Consider the following 22,451-nt stretch of genomic DNA (forward strand, 5'->3'; position numbering starts at 1 on the left):
TCTTTTATTCAGATCTATATTTTCCGTAGTAATTCACCAATCTGGCAAAGTTTCAGGTCAATAGCAATTACACTATGTCTAGATTTGGGGATTAAGCCAAGCCCGCACGAGACTAGCCCTACGCCTAGTAATAATGCCTAGTAATCCTATCGTTACAGTTTACATCGTCAATTGTAAACAGTGATGGGGAGATGGGAAGATGGGCAGAGGGTCAATTCAGGCAAATGATTGAGGAAAATGTTAAGTTGTCAAAAATTTTAATGCTACCAGATGATATAAGAGAAGCGTGGGATTCCAATCTATTTTTGATGGGTTTGCTAATCTGGAGTTATGGCCTGTAATCTTACACAGAAACCCACTGACCATTGACTAATGACCAGTAACTATGTCACCAGCAAAAAACAGAACCTTTAGTCTCGACTTTGAAAAGCCACTGGTTGAGCTGGAAAAACGAATTAAGCAAATTCGGGAACTCGCAGAGGAAAACAATGTTGATGTTTCTGACCAAATCCGCCAACTGGAGACAAGAGCAATCCAACTGCGTCAGGAAATTTTTAATAGTTTATCACCAGGGCAACGGCTACAGCTAGCTCGTCACCCTAGGCGTCCAAGTACCCTCGATTATATTCAGGCAATCACTGATGAGTGGTTTGAGTTGCATGGCGATCGCGGTGGTTATGATGACCCAGCCTTGGTGGGGGGGATTGGCTCTTTGGCGGGTCGTGCTGTGGTAATATTAGGACATCAAAAAGGTCGGGATACTAAAGATAATGTAGCTCGCAACTTTGGCATGGCTGCGCCTGGAGGCTACCGTAAAGCCATGCGGCTGATGGAACACGCTAATCGCTTTGATATGCCAATTTTGACCTTTATTGATACCCCTGGTGCTTGGGCTGGTGTAAAGGCGGAAGAACTCGGACAAGGAGAAGCGATCGCTTATAACCTCCGAGAAATGTTTCGTCTTGATGTCCCCATTATGTGTACAGTTATTGGTGAAGGGGGTTCCGGCGGTGCTTTGGGAATTGGTGTTGGTGATCGGGTTTTGATGTTTGAAAACGCTGTCTACACCGTAGCTAGCCCAGAAGCTTGTGCCGCCATCCTTTGGAAAGATGCTAGCCAAGGACAACAGGCAGCAGCAGCGTTAAAGATTACTGCTTGGGACCTCAAGGAATTAGGGATTATTGACAAAGTTTTATCGGAACCCATCGGGGGAGCTCATGGGGATCCCTTGGCAGCCGCCTCTATCCTCAAAGATGCTCTATTGGAAAACCTAGCAGAACTAACTCAATTAACCCCTCAACAGCGCCGGGATTTGCGCTATCAGAAGTTCCGAAATATGGGGATTTTTGTAGAAAGTTAGTCTTGAAAGAGTGAACAGGTAAAGGGGTCACAGGGATATCTGCCACGGATCCAAGGCGTTGCTGGAAGTTAGTGCAGGTGCGACCCGTGGCGGATTTAATTCTTGATACGATTTGGGCACCTATGGAATTTTACCCACCCACAGATAACTCAAACTATCAAGTTTTTTTTCTGGATGGAACCTTATATTCGGTGGTTTTCAAGGTTAAGTTGACAAGTGGCGATTAGCTCTTAATTTGTTTTGCCACCAATGTCCACGCTTATCACATTGGCATTGGCACGTTCCGACCCTTGCCCCGTGCTTCCCATACGACACTTACTTTCAGAAAGTAAAGTGCGGGGCTTCTCGCGGTTCAGCTAAGGAGTGATCTCAAGTGGACTGATCTCAAGTATATTTAGGTTTGTTAGCAATTACGGCTACCAACTAAGGGGTTAAACGTTATATAGCGCTATATAATATAGCAATGGTTTCATCCTTTGGGGGATTGAGCTTATCATGTTCTGCATTTTGTCGGATGTAATGGTTGGTATGTCAATTACCCATTACCGTATCCCCATTTTTTTATCCTCAAAGTTGATTATTGACAGCCGACTTGGTAGCTGAATACTCTGCCAATGATGATATAATTAACAAATGTTCACAATATTCTAAGGTAGTTAGTCAGTTTGCTAAACAATTTCGGAGACACCGAAAACCTAGCTGTGCCTTTAGAGATTAACTGCCCTAAGGGAGTATCTATAATCTCGGTGCCAAACCAACTTACTAAACCTAAGCTTAATTCGACTGCGTCCACCTCTGGTGACCTGGTAGCTGACGTAGCAGATTTGAAGCTAGCAGATTTCAACCAAATAACTGCGTTATGTGGGTATTTGCTTCCGAGCAATCCTGAGTTTTATCCAGACCGTAGAGAAGCATTTGTAACAAAATCTTGTAAAATTTGATGATATCGACTGTTGAGCGACGCGCCATAATTACTGGAGCGAGCAGTGGTATTGGCAAGGAAACAGCTTTAGCCTTTGCTAAGGCAGGAATCAGTGTAGCCTTAGTTAGCCGTTCCCGGAACAACTTAGAGATGGTTGCTGCTGCTGCTAGGGCAGCTGGAGTGCAAGCTAAGGCTTATCCATTTGATTTAGCTGAGCTGGAGCAGGTTAGATCTTGGATAGAAGAAATTACAGCAGATTTTGCTCCGATCACTATTCTCGTCAATAATGCGGGAATGGCTTACACTAGATATCTCAGTGAGACACCGCTATCAGATTGGCAGCGCTTAATTGACCTTAATCTGACCAGTGTGTTTCAGTGCATCCAGGGGGTTTTGCCTGCTATGCGTGCCCAACACCGAGGCACGATCGTTAACGTGGCATCAGTTGCTGCTAAGCAACCCTTGCCTAAATGGGGGGCTTACAGCGTTACTAAGGCAGGTATGATTGCCCTCTCCAAGACTCTAGCAGCAGAGGAAAGCCGCAATGGTATCCGGGTAGTAAGCATTTGTCCAGGTGCAGTCAATACCCCTTTATGGGATACAGATACAGTTCAGGTGCAATTAAATCGGTCAGGGATGTTGACCCCAGAAATTGTTGCCCAGTCAATTTTGCACACCGTCCAGCTACCACAACAGGCTGTCATCGAGTCGTTGACTCTGATGCCCAGTGCCGGGATTCTTTAGGGTATAGCTAAAAATAATAGCACACTTTTGGTTCACTGAAAGGTTATTGCTGTGTCAATTTAACCTGTCCCTATGGTCTGGCAATATCAAGTTCATTTTTGTTTACAATCTAATCAGATTAATCATGACTATTGCTTCTTCCAATGGTTTCAACCGTGTTGAATCTGTTTCAACTGCTAAAAGTATCAATGGTAATGAGAAACATCAGGTAGAGACCCGTCCTGAGCGCAATACCCAGAATGGTCACCAGCCCAATTTACAACCTCCTTTGGAAGAACTGAACCAGGAGATGATCAACGCTGTCACCACTATCCTATTGAGTGTTGGTGAAGACCCGCAACGAGAGGGACTGCTTAAAACCCCTAAGCGGGTAGCCGAGGCAATGCGATTTTTGACTAGTGGTTACAATCAGTCTTTAGAGGCAATAGTCAACGGGGCAATTTTTGACGAAGGTCATAATGAAATGGTACTCGTGCGGGATATCAATTTCTTTAGCCTCTGTGAACACCATATGTTGCCATTTATGGGTAAGGCTCACGTCGCCTATATCCCTAACCAAAAAGTGGTAGGACTCAGTAAAATAGCCCGTGTGGTCGAGATGTATGCACGGCGACTGCAAGTCCAGGAACGGCTGACTCGCCAGATTGCCGAAGCCATTCAAGCTGTCCTAGATCCCAAGGGTGTGGCTGTGGTGATGGAAGCTACCCATATGTCCATGGTGATGCGGGGTGTGCAAAAACCAGGTTCTTGGACTAGCACCAGTGCGATGGTCGGGATTTTTCAAGAGGATCAAAAAAATCGTGAGGAATTTCTCAACCTAATTCGCCATCAGCCGAATTTCTTTTAGGGGTTTGACTTAAACAGTTAACTAATCCTACTAAAAAAGTCATTAGTCATTAGTGATTAGAACTCTGGGAAAATTAACGTTTAGCTTATACCTTACAAAGAGTAGAGCCATGATTTTCACCCCTGGTTCTATAAGTCCTTAGTGAAGAACACAGATTAGTAACGGTAGTTACTGATGACAGATGAGTAATGACTAATGACTTACTTTAGCAACTAGTTAACAAAATCCTCCCTAATAGTCTCCACATCAAACATAATGGAAAATTTTGCCTCAGGCATCATCTGCTTTAAAACCCGTAGATGTTCTTCAGCATTGCCGCGCTGTCGGAATCGGCCAACGGTGATATTGCTGAGCTTGGGTTGCAGAAGGACAATGATCCAGGGATTTAGCTTTTCTCTATAATTCAACATAGGTTTTCTTTGAGACACTTGAATTTCAGGCCAAATTACCTTCCGCTACCATCACCCGACCATCTTTACACGTTGGGATGCTCGTGAGATGGGTCTTACCAGGTGCGGAGGCTTTCTTGGGCAAACAGCCCCTCATTCGGCAGGATTAATGACAGGGTATTTTAGGACAAATGTACTAAAATATGCGTGAAATTGAACGCAGCGTGACAGTTCTGCTTATTTTTTGTCTAATTCTTCTCACTTTTTGTCTAATCAGTTATAATAGACGAGCAAGTAATGGTGAATTAAAGTCTATTAAAGTTGATGACCAAAGCCGAAAATGCACCGGTTAACGACAGTAGACATCAAACCTCCTGTGGATAGAGCAATCAAAATCAGAAATTTGGCTGGGGCATCCCGTCATAACTAAAGCTTGCCTTATACCCGAACACGGAAGCGTTTCCGCAAGGAAATAGCAATGGCTGGGGTTGGCGAGAAGCCTACACCTACTCGAAACGAGAGGTTTGGGAAATGTCACCGTGATTAGTTGCGGGTTAGATTCCCCTGATCAGGTAAGTCTGCTGGTGTTGAAGCGGCTTGCTTTCGATTGAGCGATGATTTGCCTCTAGCTTGGCATAGCTTTGGGAATATTAGCTGTTTGGTGCAAACATTTTACAGAAAATTTATCTACGGTATGGTTAGTGGTAAGGTATTTTACTGAACTAGCCAATGACCCTGTGTGAGGTCGCCAAACTGCTTGCTGCTGAAGGGCATTCAAGAAAAGGGCAGAAAACAAAGTTAACTGCCCTATTTTAATTAGGGCTTACGCAATTTAGCCATCGACACACGACATGTAGCTTTTAGAGGGTAACTATAACACTACATGTAGAGTTCATCCGCAAGCCCTATTTAAGCAAACCGTTCAAGTTTTCTTGAACAATAACAATTTATTATGAAAAGCCAAGAAGATCAACCTCTTACCCTGGTAAAACTCAGGGAACACGTCAATCTGACTCAAATGAAATTAGCCGTTGCTGTTGGTGTCAGCATTACGACGATTAGTGACTGGGAAAATGGCAAAGCCGAACCACGCTTAAAGCACGTCAGGCTCCTGATTGAAATACTGGGTTGTTCTTTCGAGGAACTTTGTGAAGCCTTTGACCAAGCAAAACAACGTCGTTACCACGCTTAAAGCACGTCAGGCTCCTGATTGCAATGCTGGGTTGTTCTTTCGAGGAACTTTGTGAAGCCTTTGACCAAGCAAAACAACGTCGTTAGTAAAGCGATGCAGAGGTGCGACCCGTGGCAAATTTAATTACGGGTCAAACGCACCATTACGGTCAAAGGCAGCCAGTGCTTTCATGCGGGAGGCAGCGCCGACCTGCTGGGGTTCCCACGGGGCTGGAGAGCGATACAGCGGGGTCTTGGGAAGGCAGTGCGGTCTTGGGGGTTCCCCCCACTCGCGCTTTGCCGTGGTTCCCCCCACTCGCGCTTTGCCGTGGTTCCCCCCACTCGCGCTTTGCCGTGGTTCCCCCCACTCGCGCTTTGCCGTGGTTCCCCCCACTCGCGCTTTGCCGTGGTTTCCCCCACTCGCGCTTTGCATGGCTGACAGGTGCGGACGCAAGTTCCGCACACAGACCCATGCGCCATGACCGCACTGGATCCGGACTCACGACTGTCATTAACCCAGGACTATCTACCTCACCCAATTGAGAACTGCTATATATAAACCTATATATATACATAGGCGTGAAAATGAAGCATTAACCATTTTGAGATTTCAGCTGAAAGTTAATTTTCCCAAAGGTCTAATGATTCAACGCTTAGGAGCATTATCAAAAGCACGAGCGATCGCATTCCAGGCTAACTTGGGCTTGAAATCTGCATCGAGAGGTAGTGGTCGCACTGGCGCACCATCTGACCGGGGATGGAAGCTAGTTAAGTATGTGTAGCGATCGCTAAATCCCCAGGTCACTACTGCAATCACTGCTGGCTCATCAAGTACCACAGACAGATAATCTTCATAAGCTTGAGCGACCATGCGATCGCGTACCATCACATCCTTTGGTAACTTGTCATCTCTGACATCTAGTTCAGTAATCAATATTTTAAAACCCATACTCGCCACATCCCGGAGAAACTTCCGCAGGCTGTGGGGGTTAATCCGTTTGTTCCCTCGCAAGTGAGCCTGGATTCCCAGGGCATGACAGGGGGTTCCCTGGGACTTCAACCCCTCTAGTAGCTTCAAGACAGCCCTACGCTTGGCTTGCTCATCACTCGAATCATAACTCAGTCCATACTCGTTGTAGAGTAACATTGCCTTGGGGTCAGCAACAGCTGCAATGCGAAAGGCTAGGTCAATGTATTCTGGACCTAAAAATTTTAACCATGGCGTTTTGCGTAAACCATCTGCCCGTCCTTGGAAGGTAGCGATCGCTTCATTCACCACATCCCAGGAGTGCATTTGTCCAGCATAACGCCCAGCCACTGTTTTAATATGTCTAAGCAAAAACGAAAGGGCATTTTGGCGGTTTACTGTCTCCTCAAACCAAGGGGGTAATGAGATGTGCCAAACAAGGGTATGTCCCCGAAACAGCAATCGATGAGTCTGGGCAAAGTCTGCCATCCAATCCCCAGCCGTAAAGTCAAACTGATGGGGCTGAGGGCACAGGGGAGGGGAAGAAGGAGTAGAAACAAACCACTTTAGTCCCCATCCGGGAACCAGCATGGCACACTCTTGAGCAAAGCGGGTGGCTAAGGCTGGGTCTGAGGATAGGTCTCGGAATCGACTCTCGGCTCCATAAATTAATCCTTTTGCTGCTGCACGCTCTTTTAAAGAAGCTCCCTGAGCTACTGCAAAGTCTCGCTTCGGGTCATCAATAGCTTGAATTTGGTGACTATGTATCATAGATTGGCACCTTGTCAGAGGGCCGACACTGGCTAAGCTACCTAAACCCAGTAATAATTCACGTCGTCCAATCATTAACTTGTTTTGACTCCTAGGAATCATCACCTAATATATCTAGCTTTCATTATTTCAGTGATTTATCCCTGAGAGGGTGACAAAATAGCAGAAATTGACATCAACCCCCAAAGTAGCTAGGTAGCTCTAAACTAGACAGCTATAAGGGTTTTTGTCACGATCTTTAAAGGCTGCTTGAGCAATAATTTTCATATTGCACCTACTCCATTAAGCTTTGGTTAACTTTAGAGCTGCCGTTAGTTCCATGCTACTACCTAAACCTTAAAATTCCTTACCAGTCAATGTGTCTGCCGCCAACTACTTCATAGCTTTAAAAAAACGTAAACTATCTCAGGTTTCTAGTGACCAGAATTGATCAGACTGATAAAATGGTAAATCGAATAATTTAACATAATTACGCACAACCTCGACTTCAGATTTTTTCATCGTTTGTTTCCATTTATTTATTTGTTGGGTGCTTATACGTACCTTGGAATAACGACCGGGTATATTGTTAGTTGAACTCTGGAGTACATGGTTTTCTACCCGCCTATTCCATGGCAATTCAAACTGCTCAAATAGCTCTTTAAACTTACTAATAGGGTCTAAGCATAACTCCTCATAAAAGACCAATAACCATTCAGGATTTCGAGACAATGCATCGGCTACAACACGATGTCTTGCTGCCCAGATAGCTGCAAAGATTTCTATTGGCGTTTTTGCTTGCTCTATCACTGAGCGGTAGGGTTCGAGATGATCTTGAAATAAGCTAGATTGATGTAATAGAGTATCTCGGGAAAGCTCAGCAGGAGTTTCTTTGTTAATTTCTGATAATATGGTGGGGCAAGGATGTCGAACAATTACCAATAGTTTTGGATTGTAGCGCTTGAAAACCCACTCTATGGACATCAGAGATGCCACATCTTTCACGATAATTTGATAATTAGGCAGTGCTCTAGCCCAGAAACCTCGGTACCAACCACCTCCAAAAGGTAGACCTTTGAAGACATTATCAAAAGCATTTTCAAGCAACTCATCTTGCTCACCAGGTCGTGTATATCGGAACCATGTATCCATGTTGCCTTTTCCAGTAATCTCTGGATTACATGGCTCATAGTAGTATATAGCACGATTTGCGGTGGACAATGTTTTACCGACCCAACTTGTACCGCTGCGACCATGACCTAAAATCAAAATTGGGCGTTTGCCAACTTGCCAGTGATTCAAAAACCACGAGGTAAGATAGTAGCTGGTATTAGTAATTAAACGTTGTTTCCTCATTTATATTTATTTATATCTGAATTTACAGTTAATATTTTTATTTTTACTCAATCAATGAATGATTTAGTTGTTTTTTATATAAACATCGAAATCATGCTGAAGTATGCTAACTAAAATGCCAACTCAAATTTACTCACCACTAAACATAAAAAATAGTATAAAAACTATCAATATTTAGTTAGCGATATAGCGTTTATCCTAGTTATGAGGTACAGTCAATTTTTGCCACCCCTACTGCCTACTGCCTAATCCCATTAACCCCAAGGGCTTAGTACATTACCCTATTGAAAATTTCTATATTAAGATTTAGATCGAGCTAACTGGTTAGACTTTGAAAGTGAAACCCGAGAATCTAGTTCTGAAATAACGCCTTCTATTGCTTTATAACCAAACAAGTCCTCAAGCACACCTGGATTAACATTCTCCCTGAAAGGCTCGGACAAAAATCGGATAATTGCTTCTGCAAAGCATGACTTATCTACAGCAATTTTAAAGTAGTGATGAACCTGTTCTGGTAGACCTGCTATTCCCTGTGGTGTAGACACAATCGGTCTACCAGAAACCAGCATTTCTAGGGACTTTATACTAACGCCACTCCCAGCTGAAACTGGATTAATGAGAACCCGTCCCGACTTGTATACTTCTGTAGAAGACACTGGATTTATTTTCAGATCAACTTCTGCAGTTTCCTCACATAGCTGTCTAACGTGCTGGACAGGATTTGAACCCGCTATTAAAACAGTAAATGTTGGTAACGCCAAACGTATTATAGGCATAACTTGGGTAATAAACCAGATTATTCCTGCTACATTGTTGTCCGAAAAAAGGTTACCCAAAAAAACGATATCATAGACAGGATTGGGGCTTAATTTATTTATAGGTATCGCTTCCTTATTCTCTTCAGGAAACTCAATCAGAGGAGGTAAGTAGCGACCATTGGTCAATCCTTGACTTCTCCAAAAATTTAGATCATCTAGGGATATATCGTAAAATAAAGTACTCTTTTTTAGTAAATTGATTTCATACTTTGCTAAGTTAGACAGTGATAAATATCGTTTGAGTTTGTTTAACCCTTTGGCAGAAGCCAGTTTTCGCTTATAGTACAAATGCTCAATATTGTGAGAGCGAATAACCAGCAGCCGATTCAAGTGTTGACTTAACTGAATTGCTACTTCTCCACCGTGAATACCATCTAGGAAGATGACATCAGGATTAAACGCAGCTACATCAGAGAGTAATAGCTTGAATTCTTTACCTCTAACAATTCTAGATGTCACTTCCAGAGGATACTTGAGTAAGTCAATTATCCGCCGAATAAAAGAGCCGAGTGTCTTTGGAAACTTTATCAAAAAAACTTGCTTGGCATACTTCCTAATTTCCAGGACTTCCTCTGGTTTTGGCGTATGGCTACACCAGCATATAACTTGTAGTTCAGTGCCTAAATTAGAGAAAGCTTTTATCCTTCGCCACATGTCTAATCGCGCCCCATGGATGGGCGGATAGGGAATATCATGGCATACTAATGTAATCTTCATAATAGCGCTAATTTTCCTCTCAGTTGTTTACTGCTATAGAATTAGTCATAATCATTATCAGCACTGAATTATCATTATCCAATAACCTATATGTTCCATAAATTAGGTATATTTAAAATGTATTATTTTACTATATTTTAAATATTAGTTATACAATAAGTATTAAATTTTACCACTTTATAGTGATCATCTATATTTAAATCACTAGTTAAATACAGCTTTTTTAAGCAATATCAAACCCTTTGAATAGTTCAGATTTTGAAAAGATATGAATCGGAACTCCGTCGGTAATATACCCCTTTGTATTAATCGGAGCAATATAGTAGTCAGGGGTTGCAATTGATAAATTTTGGTGATGCTAGTCATACACTATAAATACTGTAGAGTCACTGGACGAACTACTTGATAAACAGGAGTACGCAAACTCTTGTAAACTAAGTATTTACCTAACTCCTACCTGCCATATTGACATCTCCCCTCCTTAAAAGAGAGGGGATTCTACAAGGTTGCTACAAGGCAGGTTGAAACCGTGCCTTTTCGCTTCTTGTCCGATATGATCTATTCAAGGATTTGAAAATGTCGTACCGGTGCGGGAGTGTCAAGGCTCCCCTACCCAGCTTGGTCAAGTCAAGACTCAACTGTCTGGCTACTTTCCTGGCAATGTTGGCTGCACCATTGCAATCAGCATTGATCAGGTACCCAAAAGAAGTTTTGTACAATCCACGTCTCACCCTTTTCCCCGACGGTTTCCATCCTTTGGGTTTTTCACCATGGCTTGGGAGGCTGTCGTCGTCTAGGTAAGACGCTTTGCTTGTGTATGCTTCTTCGGTAACTGTTAGTTTAATTCCGTACTCGGGACAAAGTTGCTTTAGTCTTTCGATCAGCCTTTTTGTGGGAATTACGACAAAATTTTGATTTCCCCGCTTTCCCATATTGGATGAATCTTTTTGGCGCTCGTTCCATCCAATAATCAGGTTTCCAACGCGATCGTTTAGACACCGATTAATGATAAATCTAGCTGCCTTATTGATCCCATCCCGCATCTGGTTATTTCGCTTTCTTTGAAAGCGATCCAGGTTTGCATCCCAGTAAAATTCAGGCTTCCCAGCTTTATACTTAGCAACTAATCTGGCATAACCTTGATTTAGGGATTTGAGCTTCCGGCCATCAATAATCAGGCTTTTTCCATGAGTCGAAGCCCCGGTTAACCAATTATCGCCGCCATGATCAAAACTCCATGCTTGAGAGTAATCAAGGTTTGGGTTAAGGTCTACTGGTTGTTTTCCATCATCAATGACCCAGTCGATCCAAAGCTCTCCCAAATACGGGCGAACTGTCACCTCTTTTACCCAATCTGTATCTATAAAATCGGGCGGTTCTAAGGCAATTTCAGTGAGCAATTCAGGTTTGCTTTCCTTGCTGATAGACGGGTAAAACAAACCTTTTTTATAGGTGAAAGCCTGTCGGGGGAAAGTAACAGCCGTCTTACCCCCTTTCTTACGGTATCTAAGAAGCTTTGGTCTATCTACCTGGCCTTTATAATAAAGCCCAACCAGCTGATTATAACTGGCAATTGATTCAGCCACGGTTTTGAGTGTTTGCTGGGCTGACTGGGCAGCCATCGCCTTGTAATGAGGGTTGTCTTTAAGGCTTTTGCAGAGTTCAGCATACTTCACAGTACACTTATAGGTCTTCCAGCCATATCGCAATTCATCGCCACGCCAGTAGGTTGTAAAGGCTTCTGATTGTTGTTCCAGCCAACTATAATGTTTGTGTTTGGAGTAATAAATAGCACAATTCCATAGGCTATTCGCTTGCTCGCATTGAAATAGCCAAAAAGCATTTTCTTCATCTGAAAATGTGGCTCTTATTGGAATTGTTTTATACATGTTACTGTCACCTCCTTACCTTGTATTATAACTTATAAAGACTGATACGGCGGGCTAAACCCCGTCGCGTCTGTTTCATCCCCGGTCTAAAGACACAGGGCTCTCACATTCCCGGATATTTTGGTAGGGCGCTATAGTTTATCACTGGCTATCTTTGATTGCTTAGGAGCGTTGCCAAAAGCACGAGCAATAGCATTTTCCCAGACTTTAGTTAGAAGTCCGAGGTACTAGATTAAAAGCAAGCCAACGTGCTGATTGGCTTTGCCAGAGACTTATTGCTAGCTCTAGTTGATTCTAAGAGAATATCCGGAAAAATTATGTAAAGCTTTATTAAAGAAAGTTAAATGTCATCCTAAGTAACAGCAAATTTTTTCTAAAAATCAGCCAAGGTCATGGGTAATGGTGATCCGATTACCCATGACCAATTACCCATGACCAATTACCCATGACCAATTACCCAACAATCTTATATTGCATCCCTCTTAGACAAAGGGGATAAAGATTAATGTTCCGATTCTTGAAGGCGCTTGCTTCTGGTCACCTCTTGCCGATATAAGACAAACACTAATAGCCATAAGCTCAGCATCCTCAACGAATCTGAGGTTAAACTTGACCAGGCAGCTCCCTTCCATGAATATAGAGGAATTAACCAAAGGTTTAACGAAAAGTTCAACAGAGCTGCCGTTACTTGTATGCTACTACGCAACCCTTGAAATCCAGCACCAGTCAGGGTGTCCGCCGCAAAAAACTGCATGGCTTTGAAAAACGGTATCGGCGCTAACCAACGTAAGGCATTTACTACCTCACTATAGTCTTCACCTATAATATAGGGTACCATTGGAGCCGAGATAAACAACCCGATACCAGCAGCTATTCCGTACATACCAGCAATTGGTGATAGACGCTTGGCCAGATTGAGACTTCCCCGGATGCCAGCGGCTCCGTGCTGAAAAAACTTGGCATAGGAAGCCGCTAACAGAGATTGTACAGGGACAAATGCTACATCAATTAAACGGTATGCAGCAGCATATATACCTGTAGATTGTAATGTAGAAAGACGCGCCAGCATGGTTTTATCTACATTGTTGTTAACCGTTTCAGCACAAAGGTTGACAGAAAAGTAGAATCCCTGAAGCATCTCCGGCTTGATCTTTGATATTGCCAATTTAGGAGTTCCTAACATCCGATGTACCATCAAAAATCCAATCCCAGCTGTTATTGCTGTACTAGCCATATATAAAGCTCCCCAAACTACAATATCTGATGTCTGAAAGAAGCTGACAAAACAAAGTGTTGCCACTAAATTTTTTAGACTAAGTAAAAAATGAATCTGAGCGGTGTGCTTAAGCTTACTGACTGCGATAAATGCCTGACCAGCGGTGGATAAAATTTTCAAAAAGAGTAAGTCAGACAAAAATACGAAAAATATTAGCAGGGGCGAGGTTTCTTCAGGTAAAATAGCTGGCGCTATAAGCATCACTAAGACAATTAGCACCAAACTAGAGGTGAAAATCATCAACAGCGCATTACCCCAGTATTCCTTGAATAAGGCTCGGTTTCTAGAGACATTTTTAATTAAAACATCTCCACTCCCCCAGGTAGCAAAAGGCGATATGATCGCCGCTAAAGCCGTCAAACTAGCAAACAAACCATACTGTTGAGCACCGAGAGTACGAGCAATCATCACGAAGTAAGCCGCTTGGACAATCATCTTCAGAAATTTAGCCAATAGCATCCACAATGTGTTACGTACTAGGGATTTCTTAAATATGTCAATTAGCCTGGATTTGAGGGATTTAAAATTCATATTAAGTAGTTTATATCATACCTTTTTGCTGCTAGGATTTCCTGCCAAATTGGTCATTGATCGAAAATTATCTCTGATTACCCAGAATAAGAATACAATCAGCGACTTGGTATGAATTATACCAAGTTGCCATCGAAGATATTACTCTAAAAGGTAGCATCATAATACTTCTGAAGGCAACTTATGTATGATCTGATTTATCCCTGCTTAGATGGCTAATTTTTGATTATGCTCACCCTTAGGCTGACTAGCTGCTTAGTCCCACTAATTCTTTGCTATACCATGCCGATATCTCCCGCCCCAATAATTTGAATAGCTTTTGATTGTCATTGGCATAGATGGTGTAGAGTTTTTGAATCGCTGATGGACTGGGCCGAAGCTTTTGGTGTTGTAAGGGTAAGCGTTGATCAACACGATTGATTAAGCCACGCATCAATGGAAAACGGGTTCCCAGATAACGAGCAATTGGTGAACTAGTGCTTTGATGGACTTTCTTAGACTTTTTACTAAAATCAAAGGAAGAATCTATGTCAAGGAATTCACAAACCTTTTTCAGAGAATCGTCAGAGTTTTGAGCAATGTCTTCTTCAAACACTAGAATTAGCATTTGCTGAGGATCGAAGTAGTCATAGTAGGCTTGCAGTTGGCGATAATATCGTCCCATATCAATGATGCCATAGCGCTCAACTAGGGATTGTTTCTCACCAATTAATAGCTCATCAAGGTCATCATTGAGAGATATAACTCCATTTTTTATAAAGTGATTTATAGCAGCAATGGCTCGTTCAACTGGATTTCTTAGAACTACAATAAGTTTGGCTTCAGGCAATGTCTCATAGATCAGCCGATGGGAATATGGAATTTCTTCGAGAGGGTCATAGTAGACTTTACCCTGGGCATCAGGTAATGGGTCGATCCATAAGTAATTAGGAGTTTTTTCTCCAATTGCTTTTTCCCCATTAACATCAGCAAAGTGTTGTTTATACCATTCAATACCTTGGTTGAGATTATAGGTCTTATTAAAGTAATGAATCTCATCGCCAGGTATAAATACCTCAGGATGTTCCCTGAGATTATGGGCTAACCAGGTAGTTCCAGCCTTTTGGGCTCCAATGATTAAAAAGTTCGGTAAAGTCACTAAAAACTGTCTCGTAATATCGAACTGCTATTTCGCCGTTAATTCTAGCTAGATTAAAATCTATAAAACAATTGACTATATTGCTGATTATCCTAAGTAATTTAGCTGATTATATATATGTAAATATAGAGATAAATACGGATAATTTTTACCTAATGATAGAATAATATAACGATATTATTAAATAACAATCTAATAATAAATTAGTTATTATACTATTCTTTGGGTAATTATTATTACCTACATAATAACAATCAGTTAAGATCTATTGAATATGAGTTAAGAAGTCAATTGTTTATAAGTCAATAGGCGTCTCACTATGCGGATTATTTTCACTAGCCATAGAATAATTGTAGGACGAGATGCTGAACAAAGTAGCCAATATATTACTGGTTTAACTATACTATGGGGCATTATTCCTACCCACAGAAACCAATGACTCCAGAGTATTTTTTTTTGCCAATTAAATTTAGAATATTTCCAGATTGACCAATATCCTTTGTAAGCTAAAACTAAAGGGGAATCAGAAGCAAAAGGATGATGGTGAGGATCTAGCCGTAAAGAAGCGATACGATGAATTAAATGATTGGGGTCACGAAAGTGCAAATCTGGGCATAGGTGATAGCCTAACTCAGTTGCCTTGCGTACTAAATAGTTATACTTGATGAAATCATGGTTGATAGACCGACGAAACCGTTCAATGGGAATGGTTCCGTTAGAAAAAGCCCACAAATTATTCCCATGTTGTCGGTATGCCCCAAGGGGTTTTTCAATCGATACCACTTGCCCATAAAATGGGTTCAGAGTGACTAGATAACCATCAGCAGCTATGGTAAAGTCGGATTCGGGTATAGGAAAAATTTGAGCTAGTGCTGACCGTGCAAAACTATTGCCACTGGTTACAGTACTGCTGTACTTTCCCTTCTCCAACAAAATTGGCCAAACGGTGCCACTATCAAATTTTATGTCTGGAGCTGGATGGATACCAATGAATTCACTAAGGGCATTGACCAACTCTAAACGATATTGCACCTGAACTACCCCTGGTTTCCAAACGGCGACTACTTCGGACACCGCATTAGGGAATAAGTAATCATCAGCATCTAAAAAAATTACAATCTCCCCACGACTGACATAAAAACCTGCATTTAGCGCTGATGCTTGCCCACCATTTTTTTTGAGGATAGGAGTAATTTGCTCACCGTAGGTAGTGATAATATCCTGAGAGTTGTCAGTGGACTCATCATCCACCACAATGACTTCGGTATTTGGATAAGTCTGACTCAGGCTACTGTCAATTGCTTGAGGTAGAAACTGACCGTAATTGTAGTTGTTGATTACAATGCTGACTAATAACTGACAGTTTTCATTCATTTCAATAGGTTTTGTTGTCGCTCTAATGGAATAAGGACCGAAAGAGCTACAGATGTGTATAGTACCCAAAAGATATTGTTTTGTATCATCACTGATGTCTCAGTGATATTGGCTAAAACCGTATAGGTTAAGAACAATAATGGCCATAGATTTTCTGATGTTTTATTTACACGGACTATAGCAACAGCTCTTAGTAAACTAAAACTAAATCCAATGAGGTAGATTAAGACTCCCAATATTCCTAAAGCTAGCCATAGCTCGAGAAAACCGTTGTGGGCGTTGGGAGCTGGCCACAATACTGCACGCCAGACATAAGCAGATTCACCATTCAATCCATTCCAAAATGAACCATAGCCATAACCGAGCCACGGCTGTTTATCAATCATGTCTAATACGAAGGGCCATAGCTTTGTACGACCGGTTAAAGTAGCATCTTTACCGATTGCACTTAGTAAAGCGTCTGCATTATCTAACAACCAGATTAAGACGCTGCCTCCGAATGTTGTCATAGCAAATATAGCCGGAATTAGTAGGTCATATCGCCACCGTAACATGCGGTATAGATATAGAGAGAATAACATAATTATAAGACTAACCAGTGCAGTTTTGGAAGTTGTAAATAGTAAAAGAAGTACGGAAAAGCTAAACCCCCCCCACAACAGTAAATTATTTTTTTTGCCCCGAATAGCCAGGAGCAAAAATACGACTGCACTGGGCACCATGACTTTGCCAAGAACATTTTTATGGACGTATATTCCTCGCCAAGTTCCAGCATGAACTCCCCCCATAATCCCGTATTTCGGCAGAGCCACAATAAACAGAAAACTGAGCAATATTGCTACTCCGAATGTCCAACCCAGCATTTCTAGCTGTTCTTTGATGGTGTAGCGGCTGGCGAGGTAAACACCAAACAAGGTTGTGCCAATTAGGGCAACAGCACGGTTCATGGTCGTTGTTGGTTCAGAAGACCAGAAAACAGATACTACCGCTATCCCCAGTAACAGACTGAGCCACCTATCTTGACTGAGGACATAAAGTACCTTTTTCCACCGTAGTGTTAGGAGGAAAAAGGTAATGAGATAAATTAATACGAACAGCAATCTACTGAGGGAGGAATCAAATTCTTGTATGACATCCCCCTCACTTCTGCCTCCTGATAAAATTACAGTGAGTACTCCTCCTGAATAAAGCACCAAGGAAACAGTAGTGAAAATTGGTTCAAAAAATGCCAGCAGTTTTTTCATCAACCCTGGTTTATAGCGAAAACTTGTAAGTATATTATTGTAGTCATAATATTATATGCAAAAAGTTACTAATTCAGAACATATATCATGTTTGGAGGCTTCTTTGTGGTATAATGGAACTATAAGTATTACAGTCGCCAGCTACCTGGTGAAGAAATAGGCAAGGTGCGGCGCGATTATGGCATTTCAACACGCTGATATTGCTTGATTTCACAGGTTTTGGGTAAATCCTGACCTAAGATTACTTATACTCCTGAACTTGATTTTAAGCAGTGATCCTGTTCTACAAGAGCTTACTTTAGACAAAAATTGTTTTACTGAACAGATAACCTGTATACAAAACCTGATCTAAATCTGCAAGTATAGGATTTCAATGGGTTAATCCTATACTTGCGAAATAAGGCAATAGATGACATTGTTTCAAGTTAGTAGCATCTGGCCAGCTAAGAGTGAATCTACACGCTTAACCCTGCTGAATCTAAGAGGCTCAGGAATTACCCTAGGGATAGGGAAATTAAACCCTATCCCTAGGGTTGATTTATATCTCAGGCTGAGACGGATAAAGTCGGAGTAAGTAGAGATTTGCCATCAAAGTAGTCTGGAATCGGTGCTCCCATCAAGGTCAAGATGCTTGGGGCTATATCTACAGGATGAGCCTCTGGCAAACTAGAACCTGGAGTAATTCCTGGTCCGCTTGCCATCAAAAAGCCTCTGGCTCGGTGACCACCAGGACGATTATAGGTAATTGGACCAATGCGTCCCACATCAGGACTATCGACTACATCTGTGGGACACTCGTGCCATACGACTACTAGGTCAGCATCTGGCAGTTTGGGATTATCGTCTGTAGCTACGTTATGGGTGCGTACTACTTGTTTAACTAATGGTTCTCCTGTCCTACCATCGGTAAGGCGATAAAGGAAGTCTGTTAGGTTATCGCACAGAGCATCATACTCGGAAGGGTCAACAATACCATCTCGTTCCCGTCCTTTGAGGTTGATGCGAATATGTCCATCAGCAAAGGCGGGTAAAGCAAAGGCTTTCATCTTTGGCCACAGGGGAGTATATAGAGTAGCTGGCATCCAACCCAATTGCACGTTGTGCTTCATGAGGGGATAAGGAGAGAGTAAACCGTGCTGGCCAGATTGTAAAAAGGCTTTATGGGTCCAGGTGTTGAACAACTGCTTGATGGGATTGGGTTCATAAATCTTTCGCCATACTTCCCCTGGCCAAGAGTTGCGGATTGGACGAGTAACTGGTGGTGGGGGAGTGACTCCGATTTTACTGGGAGTAATGGCATATTTGCCAGGGAAGTTATACCGATAGACCAATTCTGGCAGGAACATCATGCTCATCAAATCGGTAACATTGGCCGCCATGCCATGAACTGCGAAACACAAGATATAGGAATCTTTAGGGGCGGCAGCGATAATTTTTGTGATCGCATCATCCACCGCTTCAAAGATTTTCAGCATGGGGTCTCCAGCCTCACCATTCTTTTTGCTCTGGTAAGGGTAGAGTTGGTGATCTGGTTGGCTGCGGTCCCACAGGTCATGACCAGCACTGTGAGTTTCACCAAAACCGGTCACGAACAAGTCCCACGGTTCACGCTGAAGTAAATCCTGGCAAATCTCTGAGCGGGTGGAGATACTTGTTTTTAGAGCTTCCTGAATCCATTTAAAATAAACTGGATCCCACCAGCGACCATTATCTTTATGGAGCACTGGGTTTTTTCCGTATTGGGCAATAATATTGGGCAATAATTCCGGCGGTTGGGAATGGCTTGGCACAAAGGGATAATGTCCCCCCCAACCCAAAATTTGTAAGCCATTAATTTGATCTGACAGTGCTGATACTGGTACATCAAAGGCAGCAACGCGGTAGTCATCCCCTAAGGCATAAAAGGGATTATACTCTTTATAATCGTATCCACTATAAATTTTGTCGCAGACTACTTTATAAGTGTCTGGATAAAATTTTATTGTATCCCAAAAACCGGTTTTATCTGGTAAACAACCGGTAGAAAACATCACCCACAAGGGTTCAGTGGATGAAAATTCAACTGTCTTATTGTTGTAGTTAACGGTATTGTTCAGGCGACCGTATATTCCTTCTTGCCGTATTTTGTTGAGGGTCTTCAGATGTCCTTGGGACATCCACTTCTCTAACAATACGGGGTCAGCTGCATCCAGTCCAATAGCAATTACAGGGGTTTTCATGGTAGATAGTTTTTTAGATAATAATTTAGATAACTTTTTAGATAAAAGTAAAGCTAATCCATAAGAGCATGTCGGCTTTAATAATCATGATATTACTAATCAAATTGGTAATTTATGATTATCTAGTTTCAGATTACCGATTAGTAATTACCTATTCCCAAACATCCTATTTATTTGGATAAGTAATTAACCGGATTTGATAGTTTAATAATAATGGTTAATTGCTCACTATATTCATTACTTAATAATTATTTATTTAGTAATTAATCAAAATATTTTTAGTCTATTTATACTCTGGATTGCTCCAGGGTATTCAATCATTAATTTAGAGTTTTTTTTGCCTAGAAAATAGCGATTAGTCATAGTTTTGAATCATCTCCGGGAAAGATTCCCGTTTTTTTGAGTCTGAGCTTGACGCTGTGCCAATCTTCTAACTGAGCCATTATCGAAGTATTCCTGTGACTGGTAAAAGTAACCAATGGATTCATCTTTTTGAATGACAGCATTAGCCACCAAACCCAAAACAGTCTGACCAGAACTATCTAACATTTGTTTAGCCACATTAGCATTAGCAAAATCCAGAACACCTGGTCGAGCCACCAACAACATGCCATCAGTCATTGGACTTAAGCAAAGGGCATCAGCAGTAAGAAGTAAGGGTGGGGCATCAATAATCACAAAGTCATATTTGGTTGAAAATTCCTCAATCAGGGAAGCCATTTGCTTTGAATCCAGTAGTGCCAAAGGATTCGGAGGCATTACCCCAGCGGTGAGAATATCCAGGTTTTCCATGGCTTGACAGATGGCAAGCTCTAGAGGCACTTCACCAATCAGTACTTGGCTCAAACCAGCCACATTCATTACTTGCCAAATATAATGCTGACTGGGATGACGCATATCGGAATCAATTAGCAATACCCGACGCCCCAGTTGAGCCATAGCAGCGGCCAAGTTTGCTGATACGGTAGATTTGCCTTCTTTGGAAACGGAGCTAGTGACTACAATAACTTTAGGTGGGTGATCAGACTTGAGAAATTTTATATTCGCTTGAATCATCCGGTAGACTTCACTCACCATGGAATGAGGCTGGTCTCTTACGGGCAATTCACCTCCGAAAAATAGGTCATCCCGACGACGGGAGAGCTTCTTGTGCTTGAAAACTGGAATCACCCCTAGCACAGGATATCTTAATAACTGTTTGACTTCCTTGAGAGTTTTGATGGAGCGGTCTCTCATTTCCAAGAGCAAGACAGCAGTCGTGGCTAGTGTGACCCCCAACATCACCCCTAGAGCCAACACCTTGATTTTCTTATCACCTAAGGGTTTTTTAGGAACTATTGCTGGCTCAATGATGCGAGCATTAGCGGTATCTTGGTTTTCTGCGACCTTTAATTCATTGAGATTTTTCAACAGGGTTTCATAGGTCAAGCGGGCAGCTTGGAGTCGTTGTTCGAGCTGCTGCTGAGTTTGCTCTAACCGAGGAAGAACATTGACCCGTTGTTCATAGGCAATTCTAGCGTTAGCAAGAGTTGATAATCCTTCTGCTAAACTCTGACGTTTGACTTCTGATTCAATAAAATCGTTAATAAGTTTTTGTTTGAGCTGGTCAACTTCTAAAAGCCCTTGAGTAATTTGTATCTGAGTACTAGCCAGACTCTGAGAGCCTAGTATTTGATTAATCTGCTGTTGTAAATGACCTCTGAGGGAGCGTTGCTGCTTGGTCAGGCGAATCATGACCGGGTGATTTTTACCGTAACGATTTTTACCAACCGCTAATTGCCGCTCAACCTCTTGCAGTTCTTGGAGTACGCCCTGTACTGAAGTAGACTGACTCAGGGCACTGATAGCAATTGCTTGCTGGGGATTAAGACCGACCTGGTTTCTCAAGCCAGCAGCTTGGGCATTGGCTTCTTCAAGTTGAGCTTGAACTGTGGTAATTTGGCTGTCTAAGTCAGCCATCACCGCTACCAAAGACCGGGCTTCTTCTGTGAGGGATACAACCTGATTGCGTTCCTTAAATTGGCGTAGAGCAGCTTCTGCTTGCCTGACATTGGCTTCACTTTGAGGAAGTTGGTTAGTAATAAACTCACGGGCTTTTGCTGCTTCCGACTTTTTAGATAGGATCTGATTCTCTATATAGAGCCTCATTAATTGATTGATCACCGCAGCCCCTTTTTCTGAGTTCTTACCCTTGTAGGAAAGCCTAACCACATCGGTGCCACCCACAATTTTTACAGTGAGGCTTCTTTTGAGGGCTTCCGGTTCCAAAGGTAGACCTTCGTTATTAGTAAGGTTGAGTTGATCAATGATCTGTTGCAGAAGCGGGTGGGAGTAAATCACCTCAACTTCAGTACTTAGAGGGTTCTGGGCATCAACCAGAGGGCGTAACTGGTCAATTTCCTCCCCCAACCCAGTCAAGAAAGCGGTTCGGTCTATCTTAAACAGTAGTTTTCCTTCAGCTTCATAGGAAGGCTTGAGGAACAAGGTAGACCAGGCTGCTGAGATAACTGTAAATAGGAAAATAGCAACCGCTGGCAGCCAACGACGTTTCAATAGCAGTAAGTATTGGCTAAGATCGAGATCTATAGAACTTCTAGACTCCATAAGTTCTTAAGGGGCTCCCCCTAGGTAGATTGCACAATAAAATAATTTTTGGTATTGGTGCGGATTAGGTACCAACCCTGCTATCCTTCAGATGCAACCTATATATGGAAATAATAGTAAAAGTTAATCATATCAA

Annotated in this window: 15 protein-coding genes; 4 read left to right on the top strand and 11 right to left on the bottom strand. The window is 42.2% G+C overall.

The window, feature by feature from the left end:
- Positions 1 to 385: 385 nt before the first annotated feature.
- The 3 genes from accA to folE all read left to right on the top strand — a co-directional run bounded on the left by accA (position 386) and on the right by folE (position 3,873).
- Positions 386 to 1,360 (top strand): acetyl-CoA carboxylase carboxyl transferase subunit alpha, encoded by a 975-nt coding sequence (accA, locus tag F6K52_RS08815; RefSeq protein ID WP_293076482.1) that lies wholly within the window; start codon positions 386 to 388, stop codon positions 1,358 to 1,360.
- A 940-nt stretch (positions 1,361 to 2,300) separates the two neighbouring features.
- Complete coding sequence (locus tag F6K52_RS08820; protein WP_293076484.1) at positions 2,301 to 3,026, top strand: SDR family oxidoreductase; 726 nt, start codon at positions 2,301 to 2,303, stop codon at positions 3,024 to 3,026.
- A 124-nt stretch (positions 3,027 to 3,150) separates the two neighbouring features.
- Positions 3,151 to 3,873 carry a GTP cyclohydrolase I FolE gene (gene folE, locus F6K52_RS08825; protein ID WP_293076486.1) on the top strand — a complete coding sequence of 241 codons (723 nt, stop codon included), beginning with the start codon at positions 3,151 to 3,153 and terminating at the stop codon, positions 3,871 to 3,873.
- Between the two features lie 212 nt (positions 3,874 to 4,085).
- Here folE and F6K52_RS08830 read toward each other — a convergent pair whose 3' ends face one another.
- Positions 4,086 to 4,283 (bottom strand): hypothetical protein, encoded by a 198-nt coding sequence (locus tag F6K52_RS08830; protein WP_293076488.1) that lies wholly within the window; start codon positions 4,281 to 4,283, stop codon positions 4,086 to 4,088.
- Positions 4,284 to 5,214: 931 nt separating this feature from the next.
- Between F6K52_RS08830 and F6K52_RS08835 the strand changes: the two genes are divergently transcribed.
- Positions 5,215 to 5,454: a helix-turn-helix transcriptional regulator gene (locus F6K52_RS08835; RefSeq protein ID WP_293076490.1), complete on the top strand. Its 240-nt coding sequence runs from the start codon at positions 5,215 to 5,217 to the stop codon at positions 5,452 to 5,454.
- A gap of 624 nt (positions 5,455 to 6,078) precedes the next feature.
- Here the strand turns inward: F6K52_RS08835 and F6K52_RS08840 are convergent.
- The 10 genes from F6K52_RS08840 to F6K52_RS08885 form a co-directional block, all read right to left on the bottom strand.
- The gene (locus tag F6K52_RS08840) at positions 6,079 to 7,170 is read right to left on the bottom strand and encodes an endo-1,4-beta-xylanase (RefSeq protein WP_293076492.1); all 1,092 of its coding nucleotides are present in this window, start codon (positions 7,168 to 7,170) and stop codon (positions 6,079 to 6,081) included.
- Between the two features lie 405 nt (positions 7,171 to 7,575).
- Positions 7,576 to 8,505 (bottom strand): sulfotransferase, encoded by a 930-nt coding sequence (locus F6K52_RS08845; protein ID WP_293076494.1) that lies wholly within the window; start codon positions 8,503 to 8,505, stop codon positions 7,576 to 7,578.
- Between the two features lie 299 nt (positions 8,506 to 8,804).
- A complete protein-coding gene (locus tag F6K52_RS08850) occupies positions 8,805 to 10,040 on the bottom strand; it encodes a glycosyltransferase (RefSeq protein ID WP_293076496.1) in 1,236 nt (411 codons plus the stop codon).
- A 509-nt stretch (positions 10,041 to 10,549) separates the two neighbouring features.
- Positions 10,550 to 11,929, bottom strand: coding sequence for a transposase (locus F6K52_RS08855; protein WP_293076498.1), 1,380 nt, complete (start codon positions 11,927 to 11,929; stop codon positions 10,550 to 10,552).
- Positions 11,930 to 12,431: 502 nt separating this feature from the next.
- Complete coding sequence (locus tag F6K52_RS08860; RefSeq protein WP_293076500.1) at positions 12,432 to 13,736, bottom strand: oligosaccharide flippase family protein; 1,305 nt, start codon at positions 13,734 to 13,736, stop codon at positions 12,432 to 12,434.
- Positions 13,737 to 13,983: 247 nt separating this feature from the next.
- Complete coding sequence (locus F6K52_RS08865; protein ID WP_293076502.1) at positions 13,984 to 14,874, bottom strand: sulfotransferase domain-containing protein; 891 nt, start codon at positions 14,872 to 14,874, stop codon at positions 13,984 to 13,986.
- A 279-nt stretch (positions 14,875 to 15,153) separates the two neighbouring features.
- Positions 15,154 to 16,248 carry a glycosyltransferase gene (locus tag F6K52_RS08870; protein WP_293076503.1) on the bottom strand — a complete coding sequence of 365 codons (1,095 nt, stop codon included), beginning with the start codon at positions 16,246 to 16,248 and terminating at the stop codon, positions 15,154 to 15,156.
- Positions 16,245 to 17,492, bottom strand: coding sequence for an O-antigen ligase (locus F6K52_RS08875; RefSeq protein ID WP_293076505.1), 1,248 nt, complete (start codon positions 17,490 to 17,492; stop codon positions 16,245 to 16,247). The genes F6K52_RS08870 and F6K52_RS08875 overlap by 4 nt, the downstream gene beginning before the upstream one ends.
- A 545-nt stretch (positions 17,493 to 18,037) precedes the next feature.
- Positions 18,038 to 19,711, bottom strand: a complete 1,674-nt coding sequence (locus F6K52_RS08880) for an alkaline phosphatase family protein (protein ID WP_293076507.1) — start codon at positions 19,709 to 19,711, stop codon at positions 18,038 to 18,040.
- 372 nt (positions 19,712 to 20,083) lie between these two features.
- A complete protein-coding gene (locus F6K52_RS08885; RefSeq protein ID WP_293076509.1) occupies positions 20,084 to 22,315 on the bottom strand; it encodes a polysaccharide biosynthesis tyrosine autokinase in 2,232 nt (743 codons plus the stop codon).
- Positions 22,316 to 22,451 lie beyond the last annotated feature (136 nt).

The sequence above is a fragment of the Moorena sp. SIO3H5 genome (assembly GCF_010692395.1).
GTDB lineage: Bacteria > Cyanobacteriota > Cyanobacteriia > Cyanobacteriales > Coleofasciculaceae > Moorena.

Excerpts from the sequence above, each read along its gene's own strand:
- F6K52_RS08850 (WP_293076496.1), bottom strand. The coding sequence starts at position 10,040 with ATGAAGATTACATTAGTATGCCATGATATTCCCTATCCGCCCATCCAT.
- F6K52_RS08880 (WP_293076507.1), bottom strand. The coding sequence starts at position 19,711 with ATGAAAACCCCTGTAATTGCTATTGGACTGGATGCAGCTGACCCCGTA.
- F6K52_RS08885 (WP_293076509.1), bottom strand. The coding sequence starts at position 22,315 with ATGGAGTCTAGAAGTTCTATAGATCTCGATCTTAGCCAATACTTACTG.
- F6K52_RS08840 (WP_293076492.1), bottom strand. The coding sequence starts at position 7,170 with ATGATACATAGTCACCAAATTCAAGCTATTGATGACCCGAAGCGAGAC.
- F6K52_RS08870 (WP_293076503.1), bottom strand. The coding sequence starts at position 16,248 with ATGAATGAAAACTGTCAGTTATTAGTCAGCATTGTAATCAACAACTAC.
- F6K52_RS08845 (WP_293076494.1), bottom strand. The coding sequence starts at position 8,505 with ATGAGGAAACAACGTTTAATTACTAATACCAGCTACTATCTTACCTCG.
- F6K52_RS08875 (WP_293076505.1), bottom strand. The coding sequence starts at position 17,492 with ATGAAAAAACTGCTGGCATTTTTTGAACCAATTTTCACTACTGTTTCC.
- F6K52_RS08820 (WP_293076484.1), top strand. The coding sequence starts at position 2,301 with ATGATATCGACTGTTGAGCGACGCGCCATAATTACTGGAGCGAGCAGT.
- F6K52_RS08830 (WP_293076488.1), bottom strand. The coding sequence starts at position 4,283 with ATGTTGAATTATAGAGAAAAGCTAAATCCCTGGATCATTGTCCTTCTG.
- F6K52_RS08860 (WP_293076500.1), bottom strand. The coding sequence starts at position 13,736 with ATGAATTTTAAATCCCTCAAATCCAGGCTAATTGACATATTTAAGAAA.
- accA (WP_293076482.1), top strand. The coding sequence starts at position 386 with ATGTCACCAGCAAAAAACAGAACCTTTAGTCTCGACTTTGAAAAGCCA.
- F6K52_RS08835 (WP_293076490.1), top strand. The coding sequence starts at position 5,215 with ATGAAAAGCCAAGAAGATCAACCTCTTACCCTGGTAAAACTCAGGGAA.
- folE (WP_293076486.1), top strand. The coding sequence starts at position 3,151 with ATGACTATTGCTTCTTCCAATGGTTTCAACCGTGTTGAATCTGTTTCA.
- F6K52_RS08855 (WP_293076498.1), bottom strand. The coding sequence starts at position 11,929 with ATGTATAAAACAATTCCAATAAGAGCCACATTTTCAGATGAAGAAAAT.